Source organism: Streptomyces sp. NPDC042100, assembly GCF_055582325.1.
Genome location: NZ_JBVJDK010000010.1, coordinates 192,891 through 210,209 on the forward strand (window position 1 = coordinate 192,891; position 17,319 = coordinate 210,209).

The 17,319-nt window shown below is 71.9% G+C and carries 17 protein-coding genes; 15 read left to right on the top strand and 2 right to left on the bottom strand.

Annotated elements, in window-relative coordinates:
- Positions 1–145: 145 nt before the first annotated feature.
- The 3 genes from ACZ6J5_RS23500 to prcA are packed head-to-tail and all read left to right on the top strand — an operon-like array spanning position 146 to position 1,933.
- Entirely contained in the window at positions 146–322 is a 177-nt protein-coding gene (locus ACZ6J5_RS23500; RefSeq protein ID WP_469394516.1) for an endonuclease domain-containing protein, read from the top strand.
- Positions 274–1,113 (top strand): proteasome subunit beta, encoded by an 840-nt coding sequence (gene prcB, locus ACZ6J5_RS23505; RefSeq protein ID WP_469394518.1) that lies wholly within the window; start codon positions 274–276, stop codon positions 1,111–1,113. Before ACZ6J5_RS23500 ends, prcB begins: the two co-directional genes overlap by 49 nt.
- Positions 1,114–1,162: 49 nt before the next feature.
- On the top strand, positions 1,163–1,933 hold the full coding sequence (prcA, locus tag ACZ6J5_RS23510) for a proteasome subunit alpha (RefSeq protein WP_469394520.1): 771 nt from the start codon (positions 1,163–1,165) through the stop codon (positions 1,931–1,933).
- Between the two features lie 75 nt (positions 1,934–2,008).
- Here prcA and ACZ6J5_RS23515 read toward each other — a convergent pair whose 3' ends face one another.
- Entirely contained in the window at positions 2,009–3,028 is a 1,020-nt protein-coding gene (locus ACZ6J5_RS23515; RefSeq protein ID WP_469394522.1) for a LacI family DNA-binding transcriptional regulator, read from the bottom strand.
- 132 nt (positions 3,029–3,160) lie between these two features.
- On the opposite strand from ACZ6J5_RS23515, the gene ACZ6J5_RS23520 reads away from it, so the two are divergent.
- The 12 genes from ACZ6J5_RS23520 to ACZ6J5_RS23575 all read left to right on the top strand — a co-directional run bounded on the left by ACZ6J5_RS23520 (position 3,161) and on the right by ACZ6J5_RS23575 (position 16,186).
- On the top strand, positions 3,161–4,492 hold the full coding sequence (locus ACZ6J5_RS23520; protein WP_469394524.1) for an MFS transporter: 1,332 nt from the start codon (positions 3,161–3,163) through the stop codon (positions 4,490–4,492).
- Positions 4,493–4,501: 9 nt separating this feature from the next.
- Complete coding sequence (pafA, locus tag ACZ6J5_RS23525) at positions 4,502–5,863, top strand: Pup--protein ligase (RefSeq protein ID WP_469394526.1); 1,362 nt, start codon at positions 4,502–4,504, stop codon at positions 5,861–5,863.
- A 118-nt stretch (positions 5,864–5,981) separates the two neighbouring features.
- A complete protein-coding gene (locus ACZ6J5_RS23530; protein WP_469394528.1) occupies positions 5,982–6,920 on the top strand; it encodes an FKBP-type peptidyl-prolyl cis-trans isomerase in 939 nt (312 codons plus the stop codon).
- Between the two features lie 64 nt (positions 6,921–6,984).
- Positions 6,985–7,365, top strand: coding sequence for an FKBP-type peptidyl-prolyl cis-trans isomerase (locus ACZ6J5_RS23535; protein ID WP_046910659.1), 381 nt, complete (start codon positions 6,985–6,987; stop codon positions 7,363–7,365).
- A gap of 142 nt (positions 7,366–7,507) precedes the next feature.
- On the top strand, positions 7,508–8,464 hold the full coding sequence (locus tag ACZ6J5_RS23540) for a helix-turn-helix transcriptional regulator (protein WP_469394530.1): 957 nt from the start codon (positions 7,508–7,510) through the stop codon (positions 8,462–8,464).
- A gap of 13 nt (positions 8,465–8,477) precedes the next feature.
- Entirely contained in the window at positions 8,478–9,428 is a 951-nt protein-coding gene (locus ACZ6J5_RS23545) for a helix-turn-helix transcriptional regulator (protein WP_469394532.1), read from the top strand.
- Between the two features lie 118 nt (positions 9,429–9,546).
- On the top strand, positions 9,547–9,801 hold the full coding sequence (locus tag ACZ6J5_RS23550; RefSeq protein WP_469394534.1) for a hypothetical protein: 255 nt from the start codon (positions 9,547–9,549) through the stop codon (positions 9,799–9,801).
- A 34-nt stretch (positions 9,802–9,835) separates the two neighbouring features.
- Positions 9,836–10,033 carry a hypothetical protein gene (locus ACZ6J5_RS23555; protein ID WP_469394536.1) on the top strand — a complete coding sequence of 66 codons (198 nt, stop codon included), beginning with the start codon at positions 9,836–9,838 and terminating at the stop codon, positions 10,031–10,033.
- A gap of 187 nt (positions 10,034–10,220) precedes the next feature.
- The gene (tatA, locus tag ACZ6J5_RS23560; RefSeq protein ID WP_469394538.1) at positions 10,221–10,508 is read left to right on the top strand and encodes a Sec-independent protein translocase subunit TatA; all 288 of its coding nucleotides are present in this window, start codon (positions 10,221–10,223) and stop codon (positions 10,506–10,508) included.
- Between the two features lie 105 nt (positions 10,509–10,613).
- Positions 10,614–11,516, top strand: coding sequence for a twin-arginine translocase subunit TatC (tatC, locus tag ACZ6J5_RS23565; RefSeq protein WP_469394748.1), 903 nt, complete (start codon positions 10,614–10,616; stop codon positions 11,514–11,516).
- Between the two features lie 191 nt (positions 11,517–11,707).
- Entirely contained in the window at positions 11,708–14,536 is a 2,829-nt protein-coding gene (locus ACZ6J5_RS23570) for a DEAD/DEAH box helicase (RefSeq protein ID WP_469394540.1), read from the top strand.
- A 264-nt stretch (positions 14,537–14,800) separates the two neighbouring features.
- Entirely contained in the window at positions 14,801–16,186 is a 1,386-nt protein-coding gene (locus ACZ6J5_RS23575; protein ID WP_469394542.1) for a cytochrome P450, read from the top strand.
- Positions 16,187–16,199: 13 nt separating this feature from the next.
- Here the strand turns inward: ACZ6J5_RS23575 and ACZ6J5_RS23580 are convergent, their stop codons facing one another.
- A complete protein-coding gene (locus tag ACZ6J5_RS23580; protein ID WP_469394544.1) occupies positions 16,200–17,093 on the bottom strand; it encodes a hypothetical protein in 894 nt (297 codons plus the stop codon).
- Positions 17,094–17,319 lie beyond the last annotated feature (226 nt).

Genomic DNA, 17,319 nt, shown 5'->3' on the forward strand with positions numbered 1-17,319 from the left:
CACACGCTCTGCCGGCCGGGCGGCGAGATCAAGCCGCACGGCGAGTGGATTCGCCACGCCACGGCGTCGGACGACCTCGCCACCCGCTGCAAAGCCTCCCCGAAGAGGTCTCCGCGCGATCTGTCCCGCGGCTCCCGCCGCGCATGTGGATCACTGCCACAAGACGGGTAGGGTCCGTGGCGTACTGTGCTTCAACTGCAATTCGGCCATCGGCAAGTTGGGAGACGATCCCGACGTCCTTCGTCGGGCCATCGCATACCTGGAGGGACACGCGTGGAAGCCAACACTCGTAGCACGGGGCGACTGCCGGCGGCCTTCCTGACGCCGGGCTCGTCCTCGTTCATCGACTTCCTCTCCGACCACTCGCCGGAGCTGCTCCCGGGCAACCGGAGGCTCCCCGAGGGGATCGTCGAGGCGCCCCACGGCACGACCATCGTGGCCGCGACCTTCCCCGGCGGCGTGGTGCTCGCCGGTGACCGGCGGGCCACGATGGGCAACATGATCGCGCAGCGGGACATCGAGAAGGTGTTCCCGGCCGACGAGTACTCGGCGGTCGGCATCGCCGGTACGGCGGGCCTCGCGGTGGAGATGGTGAAGCTGTTCCAGCTGGAGCTGGAGCACTTCGAGAAGGTGGAGGGCGCGACCCTCTCCCTGGAGGGCAAGGCCAACCGCCTGTCCACGATGATCCGGGGCAACCTCGGCATGGCCATGCAGGGCCTCGCCGTCGTCCCGCTCTTCGCGGGCTGGGACGAGGGCCGGGAGAAGGGCCGGATCTTCTCCTACGACGTCACCGGCGGACGCTCCGAGGAGCACGGATACGCCGCCACCGGCTCGGGCTCGATCTTCGCGCGCGGGTCGATGAAGAAGCTCTACCGGGACGACCTGACCGAGCAGCAGGCCACCACGCTCGTCGTCCAGGCGCTGTACGACGCGGCGGACGACGACTCGGCGACCGGCGGGCCCGACCTGGCCCGAGGGATCTTCCCGATCGTCACCGTCATCACCGACGAGGGCTTCCGCAGGCTCACCGACGCGGAGTCCTCCGAGCTGGCCCGGTCGGTCACCGAGCGGCGCCTGGAGCAGCCCGACGGGCCGCGCGCCGCCCTGCTCTGACCCCTCGTCGCCTCCCTGTAGAAGCCCAGAAGAAAGGGACGGATAGCCGGTGTCCACGCCGTTCTATGTCTCACCCCAGCAGGCCATGGCCGACCGGGCCGAGTACGCCCGCAAGGGCATCGCCCGTGGCCGCAGCCTGGTCGTCCTCCAGTACGCCGACGGCATCGTCTTCGTCGGCGAGAACCCGTCCCGCGCGCTGCACAAGTTCAGCGAGATCTACGACCGGATCGGCTTCGCCGCCGCCGGCAAGTACAACGAGTACGAGAACCTGCGGATCGGCGGTGTGCGCTACGCGGACCTGCGTGGCTACACCTACGACCGCGACGACGTGACGGCCCGCGGGCTCGCCAACGTCTACGCCCAGACCCTCGGCACCATCTTCTCCAGCGCGGGGGAGAAGCCCTACGAGGTGGAGCTGGTGGTCGCCGAGGTCGGCTCGGAGCCGGAGGGCGACCAGATCTACCGGCTGCCGCACGACGGCTCGATCGTGGACGAGCACGGCTCGGTCGCGGTCGGCGGCAACGCGGAGCAGATCAGCTCCTTCCTGGACCAGCGGCACCGCGACGGCATGTCCCTCGCCGAGGCGCTCAAGCTGGCCGTGCAGGCGCTGTCCCGGGACACCAACGGCACCGAGCGGGAGATCCCCGCGGAGCGCCTGGAGGTGGCGGTCCTGGACCGCACCCGCCCGCAGCAGCGCAAGTTCAAGCGGATCGTCGGCCGGCAGCTGGTGCGGCTGCTCGGCGCGGACGACGCGGCGGTGACCAAGACGGACGATCCCTCCGACGAGGCCGACGAGGCCGACGAGGCCGCGGAGGAGTAGGCCGCCGCCCCCGACGCGTACGGGAAGGGCCCCGGGACCGATCCACTCATCGGTGCCGGGGCCTTTCCCGTACCCTCAGGCGGCCGGGGCGGGGCCGGAGGAGCCTCGGACGGCGAGTTCGACGGGGAGCACCGCCGGCTCGGGCCGCTCGCCCGAGAGGGCCGCCAGGAGGGCCGCCATGCCGCGCCCGCCGAACTCCTCGGCGGGCAGCCGGACGGTGGTCAGCTCCGGTTCGAGGGCGGTCGCGAGCGCCATGTCGTCGAAGCCGGTGACCGAGAGGTCCTCCGGGATCCGCAGTCCGAGCCGCCGGGCCGCCTTGTAGACCCCGGCGGCGAGGATGTCGTCGTCGCAGATCACCGCGGTGGGCCGGGGGCCCGGGCCGGTCAGGGCCCGGTGCGCGGCCTCCACGGCGTCGGCGGTGTTCAGCCGCGCGCGTGCGGTGCGCACCTCGGCGCCGCGCAGCTCCCCGGTGAGGACGGCGGCGCGCGCGTCGAAGGTCCAGGAGGGGACGGCGGACGCCAGGTGCAGGAAGCGGCGGTGGCCGAGATCCAGGAGGTGGCGGGTGACCCGGCGCATCCCGTCGGCGACGTCGAGGTTGACGTGGGCGGCGGCGCCGGGGTCGGCCGGGTCGCTGTCGAGCATGACGAGGGGCAGGTCGCCGCCCTGGAAGGCCGTGAGGGCGTCGGTGGCCATGGAGGAGGCGAGGACGCCGTCGAGGGCCGCCGGGGCGGAGGCGAAGGGGTCCCGGGCGGGGCCGATGCCGTCGGGGGAGGGGTAGAGGACCACGCCGAAGCCGTGCCGGGCGGCCTCGACGGCGGCGCCGGTGTAGACGTGCGCGAAGAACTCGTTGGTGAGCGCGGGGACGACGAGCAGGGCGGTGCGGGTGCGGCCCAGGCGCAGGTTCCGGGCGGCCAGGTTGGGCCGGTAGCCGAGTCCGGCGGCGGCCTCGCGCACGGCCAGGGCGGTGCGCTCGGAGACGCGTCCGCGCCACTTCTCGCCGAGCACGAGGGAGACGGTGGCCTGGGAGACGCCGGCCGCCCTGGCGACGTCCCGGCTGGTGGGACGGCTTCCGCTGAAGGGTTCCGGGCTCTGCACACGTGCCTCCGCGACGGCTGGTGGTCCGGCACGCGGGGTGGACCCGCGCGCTGCCGACATGGTACGTATGACCCGACACGTTATACGTAACACTTGAGAACCTGGGGCTGACGCCCGAGGAGGGGAGACGACATGGCCACCGAGGCCGGGGCGAGCGGCGGCTATCGCGACATCCTGAGGGCGCCGCACGCCGTCCGACTGCTGGCCGGCACGCTGGTCGGCCGGCTGCCCAACGGCACGGGCCCCATCGCCATCACCGTGTTCACGCGCGCGGAGGGCGGCAGCTACAGCCTGGCCGGCGGTCTCATCGCCGTGTACGGCCTGGCCACCGCCGTCGGCCAGCCGCTGCTCGGCCGCGCCGTCGACCTGAAGGGGCAGCCCCGCGTCCAGCTCCCGGCGGCCCTGATATCGGCCGTGGGCATGGCCGCCCTGGCCGTCGCGGGCATCGGGAACCTCCTCCTGGCCTATGCGGCCGTGCTGGTCGCCGGGCTCTTCACGCCGCCCCTGGAGGGCGGCCTGCGGGCCCTGTGGCCGAGCGTGCTGGGCCGCGAGGACCGGGTCCACCGGGCGTACGCCCTGGACGCCGTCGCCCAGGAGGTCATGTTCACCGTCGGGCCGCTGCTGCTGACCCTGCTGGTCTCGTTCTGGTCGCCCGCCGCCGCGCTGGTCGTCATCAACGTCCTCGGCGTCCTCGGCGCCCTGTCCGTGGTGCTCTCCGAGCCCTCCCGCACCTGGCGCTCCGCGCCCCGCGAGGCGCACTGGCTGGGCGCGCTGCGCTCCCGGGGGCTGCTGGCGCTGCTCGCCTCGTTCTTCTTCGTCGGGCTCGCCCTCGGCTCCATCACGGTCGCCGGCGTCGCCTACGCGGACGACCGGTCCAACGAGGCCGTGTACGGCTGGCTGATGGCCGCTCTGGGCCTCGGCGCCCTGATCGGCGGCGTCTTCTACGGCGCCCGCCAGTGGGCCGGCGCGCCCGAGCGCCGGCTGCGGGTCCTGGTGCTGCTGCTGGCGCTGGGCTACCTGCCGCTGATGCTGGTGCCCGGCCCGGTCGCGATGACCGCGCTCGCCGCCCTCGCCGGCGTGTTCCTGGCCCCCGCCATCGCCTGCGCCTTCCTGGTGGTCGACCGGCACGCCCCGGCCGGCACGGTCACCGAGGCCTTCTCCTGGCTCGTCACCACCTTCGGCGTGGGCGCCGCCCTCGGCTCGGCCGTCTCCGGACCGGTCGTCGAACTGGCCGGGACCCCCGCCGGATTCGCCGTGGCCGGCGTGGGCGGCTTCGTGGCCTTCCTGGTCCTGCTCGCCACCGGCCGGGTCCTGGGCGGCTCCCCGCCCGCGCGACACGCCGTCAGCGGGGGCGCGGTGAACGGCGGCCCCGGCGCCGCGGGGGCCGAAAACAACCCGCGCTCATCGGAAAATGATCGAAACGGGGCCGTCGAACCCGGTTTCAGCACAGGCCATCAGGCGTAATGTTCAGACATGGACCGCCGCATTTTCGGGCTGGAGAACGAGTACGGCGTCACGTGCACGTTCAGGGGACAGCGCCGACTGTCTCCTGACGAAGTGGCGCGCTACCTCTTCCGCCGTGTCGTGTCATGGGGCCGCAGCAGCAATGTCTTCCTGCGGAACGGCGCCCGCCTGTACCTGGACGTGGGTTCGCATCCGGAATACGCAACTCCCGAATGCGACAACGTGGTCGAACTGGTCACGCACGACAAGGCAGGCGAGCGCATTCTGGAAGGTCTCCTCGTCGACGCGGAACGCCGCCTGCACGAGGAGGGAATCGCGGGCGACGTCTATCTCTTCAAGAACAACACCGACTCAGCGGGAAACTCCTACGGCTGCCACGAGAACTATCTCGTCGCCCGGCACGGTGAGTTCTCCCGGCTCGCGGACATCCTCATTCCGTTCCTCGTCACCCGCCAGCTGATCTGCGGCGCCGGAAAGGTGCTGCAGACCCCGCGCGGGGCGGTCTACTGCGTCTCCCAGCGTGCCGAGCACATCTGGGAGGGCGTCAGCTCCGCCACCACCCGTTCGCGCCCCATCATCAACACTCGCGACGAACCGCACGCCGACGCCGAGCGCTACCGCAGGCTCCACGTCATCGTCGGCGACTCCAACATGTCCGAGACGACCATGCTCCTGAAGGTCGGCGCCACCGACCTCGTGCTGCGCATGATCGAGGCGGGCACCGTGATGCGCGACCTGACCCTGGAGAACCCGATCCGGGCCATCCGCGAGGTCAGCCACGACATCACCGGCCAGCGCAAGGTGCGGCTGGCCAGCGGCCGGGAGGCCTCCGCCCTGGAGGTCCAGCGGGAGTACTACGAGAAGGCCGCCGACTTCGTCGACCGCCGGGGCATCCGCAGCGGCGTCGTCGCCCAGGTCCTGGAGCTTTGGGGCCGGACGCTCGACGCGATCGAGCAGGAGCGGCTCGACCGCATCGAGACCGAGATCGACTGGGTCATGAAGTACCGGCTCATCGAGCGCTACCGGGCCAAGCACAACATGACCATGTCGCACCCGAGGGTCGCCCAGATAGACCTCGCGTACCACGACATCCACCGCCGCCGCGGGCTGTACTACCTGCTCCAGAAGAACGGCCAGGCGGCCCGGATCTGCAACGACGTCAAGATCTTCGAGGGCAAGTCGGTGCCCCCGCAGACCACCAGGGCCCGGCTGCGCGGCGATTTCATCCGCCGCGCGCAGGAGCAGCGCCGGGACTTCACGGTCGACTGGGTGCACCTCAAGCTCAATGACCAGGCGCAGCGCACGGTGTTGTGCAAGGACCCGTTCCGCTCCGTCGACGACCGGGTGGAAAAGCTGATCGCCGGGATGTAGGACCAGCTCCGACGCGCTCGTCGGCCCCGCACGTTTCACGTGCGGGGCCGACGGCATCACACGGTGGTCCCCTAGAGTGTCGGGACAACTACTGTGCCGTCTGAGATCTGAGGAACTAGTGCGCCGACTTGCCGGCCTGCTCGTCGTCCCGCTGCTGCTGCTCTCCACAGCGGCCTGCGGAAGTGACGACAAGGGCTCCGATTCCGCATCGATGAAGAACGGTCTCCCCGCCATCACCGCGGGCGAGAAGTTCGGGGAGAAGCCGACCCTCGCGAAGGGCGTCGGCGACCCGCCGAAGGCCCTGAAGGTCAACGTCATCAGCGAGGGCAAGGGCGCGGTCACGAAGAAGGGCGACGCGCTCCAGGTGAACTACCTGGGCCAGGCCTGGGACTCCACCACCCCCTTCGACAACAGCTTCGACCGGAAGCAGCCCTTCGACCTGACGCTGGGCGCCGGCCAGGTCATCAAGGGCTGGGACCAGGGTCTGGAGGGCCAGAAGGTCGGCAGCCGCGTCGAGATCGGCATTCCGCCGGAGCTCGGCTACGGCGCGCAGGGCCAGGGCGACATCAAGCCGAACGCCACCCTCGTCTTCGTCGTGGACATCCTGAAGGCCGTCACCATCCCGAAGTCCGCCGAGGGCACCCCGGTGGCCCAGGACGACAAGAACCTGCCCCAGGTCGGCGCCAACACCGACGGCAAGCAGCCCTCGCTGACGGTGCCGAAGGTGAACCCGCCGGCCAAGCTGGTCTCCAACTACATCCTGGAGTCCAAGGGCGAGACCGTCGCCGCCACCGACACCGTCGTCGTGAACTACGTCGCCGCCCTGTGGAAGGACGGCAAGGTCTTCGACTCGACGTACACCGCGGGCAAGCCGGTGAACTTCCCGCTGGCCAACCTGACCCTGAAGGGCCTGAAGGACGGCATGACCGGCAAGAAGGTCGGCAGCCGGGTCCTCATCGTGGCCCCGCCGTCCGAGGCGTTCGGCGCCGAGGAGAAGCAGGGCATCCCGAAGAACTCCACCCTGGTGTTCGCCGTCGACATCCTGGCGAAGATGTAAGACTGTCCTGGTCGTGCGGACCGTCGTCCGCGCGGTTCACGTTTTTCATGAGGAGCGCACTGCAGTGAGCATCGAGAAGCCCGAGGTCGACTTCCCGGGCGGCGAGCCGCCGGCCGACCTGGAGATCAAGGACCTCTGGGAGGGTGACGGCGCGGTCGCCGAGGCCGGCGACCTCGTCAACGTCCACTACGTGGGTGTGTCCTTCGACTCCGGCGAGGAGTTCGACGCCTCCTGGAACCGCGGCACGCCGCTGGAGTTCCAGCTCGGTGTCGGCATGGTCATCCAGGGCTGGGACAAGGGCGTCCAGGGCATGAAGGTCGGCGGCCGCCGCCAGCTCGTCATCCCCGCGCACCTCGCCTACGGTGACCGCGGCGCCGGCGGCAAGATCGGCCCCGGCGAGACGCTGATCTTCGTCTGCGACCTCGTGGGCGTGAAGAAGCCCTGACCCGCACCCCGGGTCACGCGCAGGGCCCCCGCCGTCACGGCGGGGGCCCTCGCTTTTGCCCGGACACCCCGGGGCGGTACGGTCGGACGTCCGGGAAGCGGATCCGGCGGGGATCCGGCGAAGAAGAGGGTGCGGGGCGTCGATGGCGATTGCCAAGGCCGAGCGGCTGATGAATCTGGCCCTGTGCCTGCTCGGAACCCGGCGCCCGCTGAGCAAGCGGGAGCTGCGCGGCTCCATCGAGGCCTATATGGAGGCCACCGGCGAGGACGCCTTCAACCGCATGTTCGAGCGGGACAAGGACGACCTCCGTGAGCTGGGCCTGGTCATCGAGACCGTCGAGAACCTGGACGGCGACACCGGCTACCTCGCCCGCCGCGACTCCAACCGCCTGCCCGCCATCACCCTCGACGCCGAGGAGGCCGCCGCCCTCGGGCTGGCCGCCAAGGTCTGGCAGCAGGCCCGCCTCGCCGGAGCGGCCAGCGGCGCCCTGCAGAAGCTGCGCGCGGCCGGGATGCCCGAGGCGGAGGACGCGTACGACGCCCAGCCCAGCGCCCTGGAGCCCCGCATCCCGGTGCACGAGGCCGCCTTCGAACCGCTGATGCTCGCCTGCCGCGACCGCCGCCCCGTCGTCTTCGACTACCGCAAGGGCAACGCCGCCCGCCCCGGCACCCGGCACGTCGAGCCGTGGACGCTGGAGTGCTGGCGCGGCCACTGGTACCTGGCCGGCTGGGACCGCGACCGAGGCGCCGAGCGGGTCTTCCGCCTCTCCCGCATCACCGGCAAGGTCCGCTCCCGGGCCGGCGCCTTCACCGCGCCCGTGCCCGACGCCGTCACCGTCCGGGAGACCGTCGAGAGCTGGGCGGGGGAGACCGCCACCCGCTCCGCCCGGATCCGGCTGCGGGCCGGCGCGGGCTACCCGCTGCGCTCCCGCGCCCAGTCCGTACGCGAGGGCGCGGACGGCTGGGACGAGCTGGAGATCCCGTACGGGCACGGCCTCGACGCCTGGCTCGTGGAGTTCGGCCCGGACGTGGTCGTGCTGGAGCCCGCCGACCTGCGGGCCGACGTGGTCGAGCGGCTGCGCGCCGTGGCCAAGGGCTGAGGGGAAGAGGACCATGGCGGCGAACGCGATCGACCAGACGAGGCGGATGCTCTCCCTCGTCACCTACCTCCGCGAGCGGCCCGGCGCGCACGTCGCCGACGTCGCCCGCGCCTTCGGGATCACCGAGGACGAGCTGATCTCCGACCTCGACGTGCTCCCCATGTGCGGCACCAGCTTCCGCGGCGGCGACCTGCTGGACATCGACACCGACGGCGACCGCATCTGGTGGCACAACCCCGACGACGTCGCCGCCCCGCTGCGGCTCGCCGCCGACGAGGCGACCGCCCTGCTCGTCGCCGCCCGCGCGGTGGCCACCCTGCCCGGTCTGCGCGAGGGCGACCGCGAGGCGCTGCTGCGCGCCACCGCCAAGCTGGAGGCGGCGGCCGGCGAGGCGGCCGGGGCCAGCTCCCGGCTCTCGGTGACCTTCGAGTCCGAGGGCGGGGTCTTCGCCGAGGTCGACCGGGCGATCTCCGAGCGCCGCCGGCTGTGGCTGCGCTACTACTCGCCGGCCCGCGACGAGCTGACCGAGCGCGAGGTGGACCCGATCCGTCTCTTCGCCGTCGGCCACACGTACATGGAGGCCTGGTGCCGCCTGTCCGAGGCGCGCCGCACCTTCCGGCTCGACCGGGTCGCCGAGATCCGGATCCTCGACGAGCACGCCGCCCCGCCGGAGCTGGAGCTGCGGGACCTGTCGGAGGGGCTGGTCCAGCCCTCCGCCGAGGACCCCGAGGTCGTGATCGAGGTGGGCCCCGGGGGCCGCTGGGTCGCCGAGTACTACCCGCACGACCGGGCGGAGGAGCTGCCCGACGGGGGCCTGCGGATCACCCTGCGCACCCCGGCCCCCGCCTCGCTGCGCCGGCTGGCGCTGCGGCTCGGCAGCGACGGGCGGATCGTCGCGCCGGGCGAGCTCGCGGACAGCGCGCGCGAGGCGGCGGCCGCCGCGCTGGCCGCGTACGAGGGCTGAGGGCAAGAGGGGCGGTACGTTCCGGGGGGACCGGGCACTGTTCCCAGTGACACGCACACCCGTACCGCAGTCACGCACATCCGTACCGCAGTGGGGAGAGCAGAAGAGAATGTCCGTGATGTCCTCGACGTCCGGTCTCGCGGCGACGGTCGCCCCGGTCCACTTCAAGGCCGCCTGCCCCGAGTGCCGCTCCCGCTTCGAGCTCTCCGCGGGAGCCCTGCGGCTCGCCATCGGCGCCAGCAGCCGCACCACCTTCTACTCCTTCACCTGCCCCGAGTGCGGCAGCTCCGTCCGCAAGCCCGCCAGCGAGCGGATCATCGAGCTGCTCACCGGTGGCGGGGTCAACACCCTGCGGCTCCACACCACCGGCTGACGGCCCCGGGCCGCGGGCGGTCTAGGCTCGGCACATGTTCTGGCCCATGCTCGCCATCGCCCTCGGCTTCCTCGGCATCGCCGTCCTCGGCGTCCTCGGTATCAAGGTCTTCCTGGAGGCCCAGCGCCTCGGCCGCCAGGTCGCCGACACCACACAGCGCATCAACCGGGCCGCCGAGGAGCTGGAGCGGGCCGCCGGAGACCTGGCCAGGACCGGTGAGACGCTGCGCTGAACCCGTGCCGTACGCTGCGAAGAGCTTCCGCGGGCCGGGTCCGCGGGACGAAATCGTGAGTATGCACGGGCATTGCCGCCCGTTTACCCCTGCGGGTTACGATCGCTTGCAGCGCGGCGGCCGGACGCATGTCCGACCGGCCGGGCACCGCACTCCAATGTCGCCTCGGTGAAGAAGGTAAACAGCTATGGGTAGGCTCGGCCCCACCGAGATCATTCTCATCCTCGTCGTGATCATCCTGCTGTTCGGCGCCAAGAAGCTCCCGGACATGGCCCGTTCGCTGGGCAAGTCGGCCCGCATCCTCAAGAGCGAGGCCAAGGCCATGAAGTCCGACGACCAGCAGAGCGCCCCGGCCGACCCGCCCCAGCCCGGCGCCCAGGACCAGCAGCCCGCGCCCCGCACCATCCAGGCCGCGCCCGGCGACGTGACCAGCTCGCGTCCCGTGACCGAGCCCACGGACACCACCAAGCGCTGACCCGGTCCGCCGCGGCCGTCGCGACCACGCGACGGCTGCCGCACGAGATGAGGACGTGGGTTGCTCAAGTCTGCCCGCAAGCAGGAGAAGGATCCCGAGGGCCGGATGCCCCTCGTGGAGCACCTGCGTGAACTCCGGAACCGCCTCGCGAAGGGCCTGCTGGCCATCGCGGCGGTGACCGTCGTGGCCCTCGTGTACAGCGAGGAGCTGATGCAGTTCCTGACCAAGTCGGTGCCCACCTGCGCCGCGGGCGTCACCAGCAGTGGCGGCAACTGCGCCATCGTGTCCTTCAACACGTTGATGGCGCCGTTCAGCACGACGATCCAGCTCTCCCTGACGGCGGGTCTCGTCGTCGCCAGCCCGGTCTGGCTCTACCAGCTCTGGGCCTTCATCGCGCCCGGGCTGCACAAGAACGAGAAGAAGTACACGTACGCCTTCGTCGGTGCGGCGGTCCCGCTCTTCGCGGCCGGCGCCTACCTCGCGTACCTCATCCTTCCCATCAGCGTGAAGGTGCTGATCAGCCTCACGCCGGAGGGCTCGGCCAACATCCTCGGGCTGAACGACGTCCTCGACTTCACCCTGCGCATGGTGCTCGTCTTCGGCCTCGCCTTCGAGCTCCCGCTCGTCCTGGTGATGCTCAACCTGACCGGCGTCCTCAGCGGCAAGCGGATGGCCGGCTGGTGGCGCGGCGTGATCATGGGCGTCTTCATCTTCGGCGCCGTCATCACCCCCACCACCGACCCCGTCGGCATGCTGGCCCTGGCCGGCCCGATCACCGTCCTCTACCTGGCGGCCGTCGGCTTCTCGCTGCTCAACGACAAGCGGCGCGCCCGGCGCGACGCGGACGCGGAGCTCGACGACGACGAGGCCTCGCAGCTCGACCTCACCCCCGAGCCGGTGACCGGGCCCGAGACCGTCAGGGCCGCCAAGGCCCTGCCCGAGCAGGCCACCGGAGAGTCGGACGGAGCCAGGTCGCACCGGCTGAACGGCTACGACGACATCACCTGAGCCCGGCCCCACCGGGGCCCGCCGGCTCATCCCACCGCGGCACGCGGCCGGGGCGCGCACACCGCGCCCCGGCCGCGCGCGCGTTCCGGGCCGCTCCCGGGCCCGTACCCGCCCCGCCGGACGAAGCCGGGCGAAGCCGGTCGATAAAGATCGCGTCACTGTCGGAGGTGGCGGGTAGGCTCGACGGCAAGATGACAGAGGACCTCACACCAGCCGAAGCGTACGCGGCCTCCCGCGCACGCAACGCCGAGCAGGCCACCGCCCTGGCCCCCTTCCGCGAGATGTACGAGTTCGGGCTGGACCCCTTCCAGATCGAGGCGTGCAAGGCTCTCGAAGCCGGCAAGGGCGTGCTCGTCGCCGCTCCCACGGGATCCGGCAAGACCATCGTCGGCGAGTTCGCCGTCCACCTCGCCCTGCTCCAGGGCCGCAAGTGCTTCTACACGACGCCCATCAAGGCGCTCTCCAACCAGAAGTACGCCGACCTCGTCAAGCGCTACGGCCACGACAAGGTCGGCCTGCTCACCGGCGACAACAGCGTCAACGGGGACGCCCCGATCGTCGTCATGACCACCGAGGTCCTCCGCAACATGCTGTACGCGGGCTCCCAGGCGCTCTCCGGCCTCGGGTACGTGGTCATGGACGAGGTGCACTACCTCTCCGACCGCTTCCGGGGCGCCGTCTGGGAGGAAGTGATCATCCACCTCCCCGAGTCCGTGACCCTGGTGTCGCTCTCCGCGACCGTCTCCAACGCCGAGGAGTTCGGCGACTGGCTCGACACGGTCCGCGGCGACACCGAGGTGATCGTCTCCGAGAGCCGCCCCGTGCCGCTGTGGCAGCACGTGCTGGCCGGCCGCCGGATGTACGACCTCTTCGAGGAGGAGACCGACCACGGCGGCCGGGGCGCCTCCCGCCGCGAGGTCAACCCCGACCTGCTCCGCCTCGCCCGCACCGAGAACTCGCGCACGTACAACCCGCGCGACCGGCGCCGGGGCAAGATGGTCCGCGAGGCCGACCGCGAGCGCGAGCGGCGCCAGCGCTCCCGCATCTGGACCCCGGGCCGCCCCGAGGTCATCGAGCGGCTCGACGCCGAGGGCCTGCTGCCCGCCATCACCTTCATCTTCAGCCGGGCCGGCTGCGAGGCCGCCGTCCAGCAGTGCCTCTACGCGGGCCTCCGGCTCAACGACGACGAGGGACGCCGCCGCGTCCGGGAGATCGTCGAGGAGCGCACCGCCGCCATCCCCGACGAGGACCTCCACGTCCTCGGCTACTTCGAGTGGGTCGAAGCCCTGGAGCGCGGCATCGCCGCCCACCACGCGGGCATGCTGCCGACCTTCAAGGAGGTCGTCGAGGAGCTCTTCGTCCGCGGCCTCGTCAAGGCCGTCTTCGCCACCGAGACCCTGGCCCTCGGCATCAACATGCCGGCCCGCTCCGTGGTCCTGGAGAAGCTGGTCAAGTGGAACGGGGAGCAGCACGCCGACATCACCCCCGGCGAATACACCCAGCTCACCGGCCGGGCGGGCCGCCGGGGCATCGACGTCGAGGGACACGCCGTCGTCCTGTGGCAGCGCGGTCTCGACCCGGCCCACCTCGCCGGACTCGCCGGCACCCGGACCTATCCGCTCCGCTCCAGCTTCAAGCCCTCGTACAACATGGCGGTCAACCTGGTCGACCAGTTCGGCCGGCACCGCTCGCGCGAGCTGCTGGAGACCTCCTTCGCCCAGTTCCAGGCGGACCGCTCGGTCGTCGGGATCTCCCGCCAGGTCCAGAAGAACGAGGAGGGCCTGGAGGGCTACCGCGAGGGCATGACCTGCCACCTCGGCGACTTCGAGGAGTACGCGCGGCTGCGCCGCGACCTCAAGGACCGCGAGACGGAGCTGGCCCGGCAGGGCGCCACCCAGCGCCGCGCCGAGGCCGCCGCCGCCCTGGAGCGGCTCAAGCCCGGCGACGTGATCCACGTGCCGACCGGCAAGTTCGCCGGACTCGCCCTCGTCCTCGACCCGGGCATCCCGGCCGGGCGGACCAACGGCCACCGCGGCTTCGAGCACCACGACGGGCCCCGCCCGCTGGTCCTCACCGCCGAGCGGCAGGTCAAGAGGCTCGCCTCGATCGACTTCCCGGTCCCCGTCGAGGCGCTGGACCGGATGCGGATCCCGCGCTCCTTCAACCCGCGCTCCCCGCAGTCCCGCCGCGACCTGGCCTCCGCGCTGCGCACCAAGGCCGGGCACCTCAACCCGGAGCGGCGCGGCAAGCAGCGCTCGGCCGCCGCCGACGACCGCGAGATCGCCCGGCTGCGCACCGAGATCCGGGCGCATCCCTGCCACGGCTGCGACGAGCGCGAGGACCACGCCCGGTGGGCCGAGCGCTACCACCGGCTGGAGCGGGACACCAAGCAGCTGGAGCGGCGCATCGAGGGCCGCACCAACACCATCGCCCGGACCTTCGACCGGATCGTCGCGCTCCTCACCGAGCTCGACTACCTGCGCGGTGACGACGTCACCGACAACGGCAAGCGGCTCGCCCGGCTGTACGGGGAGCTCGACCTGCTCGCCAGCGAGTGCCTGCGCGAGGGCGTGTGGGAGGGGCTCAGCCCCGCCGAGCTGGCCGCCTGCGTCTCCGCGCTCGTCTTCGAGGCGCGGCAGGCCGACGACGCCGTGCCGCCGAAGCTGCCGACCGGCAAGGCGAAGGCGGCGCTCGGCGAGATGGTGCGGATCTGGGGCCGGCTCGACGCCCTGGAGGACGAGTTCAAGCTCCACCAGGCCGAAGGCGTCGGCCAGCGCGAGCCCGATCTGGGATTCGCCTGGGCGGCCTTCCAGTGGGCCTCCGACAAGAGCCTGGACGAGGTGCTGCGCGAGGCCGAGATGCCGGCGGGCGACTTCGTCCGCTGGTGCAAGCAGGTCATCGACGTGCTCGGGCAGATCGCGGCGGCGGCTCCGAAGGAGAACAGCACGGTCGCGAAGAACGCCCGCAAGGCCGTCGAGTCGCTGCTGAGGGGAGTCGTGGCCTACAGCTCGGTCGGCTGAGCACCATCACCACTGCCACTGCCACTGCCACTGCCACTGCCACTGCCACTGCCACTGCCACCGCCGCCACCGCAGGCCGGCCTGACGGCGATCCGACAGGGATCCGGCGGCGGTCCGGCAGCGATCTGACGGCGCTGACGGTGAACTGACAAGGGTTTTCCACAGGGGTGGCGGACGGGGACGTCCTTCCGCTTCCATGAACTCGTACAGCGGAACGAGTACTTGGGGCACGTCACCACGCACCTCCTGCGGAAGGACACGCACGTGAGCACGCAAGCCGGTCCGTCCGCCGTCGCCACCACGACGGCGGACGGACGGAAGACAGTGCGGGGGCCGCGCGGCGTGCCCCTGCTGGGGAATCTGCCGGAGTTCGGCAAGGACCCCCTCGCCTTCTTCGAACGGCTGCGTGAGCGCGGGGACTTCGTCCGCTGGCGCTTCGGGAACACCCCGGCCCTGTTCATCGCCCACCCCGAGACCATCGGCGAGCTGCTCACCGAGGTCGAGCGGACTTTCGACCAGCCCGACCTCGGCATCGCCTTCCGCACCCTGCTCGGTGACGGGGTCGTCGTCGCCAAGGGTGCCGACTGGCGCCGCAAGCGCTCCCTCGTCCAGCCCTCCGTCCGTCCCCGGCAGGTCAAGTCGTACGCCGCCACCATGGCCGAGTGTGCCGTGGACCTGGCCGGGCGGTGGGGCGACGGACAGCGGGTCGACATCAAGAAGGAGATGGCGGCCCTCACCCAGCTCATCGCCGTCCGCACCATCTTCGGCGTCGACACGGCGGCCGACGCCGAGGCGATCGGGCGGGCCATGGACGTCGCCCAGCACGAGATCGGCGCCGAGTTCAGTGGCATCGGCGCCATGCTGCCCGACTGGGTGCCGACTCCGGGACGGGCCAGGATCAGGAAGGCCACGGCCGTCATCGACGCCGAGGTGGCCCGGGTCGTCGCCCGCCACCGGGACGGCGACACGGACCGGCCCGACCTGCTCAGCCGGCTGCTCGCCGCGCGGGACGAGACCGGCGCGCACCTCTCCGACCGGGAGATCCGCGACGAGACCGTCACGCTCTACATCGGCGGCCACGAGACCACCAGCTCCACCCTGGTCTGGGCGTGGTACCTGCTGTCCCGCAACCCGCGCGTGGCCGAGGCGCTGGGCGCCGAGCTCGACCGGGTCCTCGGCGACCGCGACCCCGGCTTCGACGACTACGCCGGGCTCGCCTACACCCAGGCCGTGGTGAAGGAGACCCTGCGGCTCTACCCGACGATCTGGCTGCTCACCGGAATCGCCAAGGAGGGCGCCGTGCTCGGCGGCGCCCCGGTCCCGGCCGGTACCCGTGTCTGGAGCAGCCAGTGGGCCACCCACCGGGACGCCCGGTGGTACGGGGACCCGCTGGCGTTCCGCCCCGAGCGCTGGCTGGAGCCGGGTGAGGGCGAGCCGGCGGAGGGGATACCGGAGTACGCCTGGTACCCCTTCGGCGGCGGGCCCCGGGTCTGCCTGGGCACCCGCTTCGCGATGGTCGAGGCCGTCCTCGTCCTCGCGGTCCTGGCCCGGCGCTTCCGCCTGGACCTCGACCCCGGCGAGATACGCCCGGTCCCGAGCCTGACCCTGCAGCCCGACCGGGAGGTCCTGGCTACGGTGCGGGCGCGGTAGGCGGGGAGCGCCATCAGGACGGGTGGTGGTCGGGGGTGGTGGGGGGCGGGGTGCGGAGGGCCAGGGCGGTGGCGGTCAGGGTGAGGAGGGCGATCGCCGCGGCGGTGCCGAGGGTCAGGGCGTCGGGGGAGAGCAGCGGCTGGCCGCGGAGGGCCTGCCAGGCGACCAGGAGGAAGGTGGCGGTGTAGGCGGCGGAGGCGACCAGGACCAGGCGGAGCCGGATGCGGTCGTCGGCGAGCCGGGTGAAGCGGGGGGCGAGCGCGGCGAGGACCAGCAGGAGCAGCGGGATGAGCTGGAGCGCGTGCATCCCGAAGAAGTGCGCGATGCGCAGGTCGCCGCCGGTGGTGGACCAGCCCATGAGGGGCAGCCCGGGGCCGCCGTCGGGTACGCCGACGCTGTGCGCGCCGACGATGGCGGGGTCGGCCTGGGCGAGTTGTGCGGGGGTGGGGCGGACCATCACGAAGCCGACGGCGGCGCCGGCGAGCGCGATGGCCGAGGATATTCGCACCGCCCAGGCGGTGGCGCGGTCCAGGATGCGGGCGCGCAGCAGCAGGACGGCGATGACCAGGGCGGCCAGCCAGAGCACGACGACGGTCGTGCCCATGGCCGAGAAGAGGGCGGTGTCGAAGGGCGTCGCGTTGTTGAAGTGACTCTGCTTCCCTCGGACGACCTGGGTGGTGATGAGCACCATCTCGCCGAGGCTCGCGAGGGTGACCACGGTCCCCGCCCACCAGCCGACGCGGCGGGCGCGGGCGCCGGGCAGCAGGGACAGCATCCAGGCGAGCGTCAGCGCGTACGCGACGAACGAGACCGCGAACTTGAAGGGCTTGGCCCAGATCGGGGCGCCGACGAGCACGCGGCCGTCGAGGAAGAGCCCGCCGAGGGAGACGAGGGCGAAGGCGCCCATCGACGCGGCGAACCAGACCAGGGGCCCGTGGAGGGTGCGGAGTCGGGGCGCGACGCCGGGTGCGGGCCCGGGTGCGACTGCGGGTGTCGATGCGGCTGTGGGCGAGTGTCCGGGCGTGGGTGTGGGTGTGGGTGTGGGTGAGTGTGCGGGCGTGGGTGTGGACGACATGAGGATCCCCCGTCATGACAGAATGGATAGTGGCACTGTCTGCTATCCGATAGCGCCA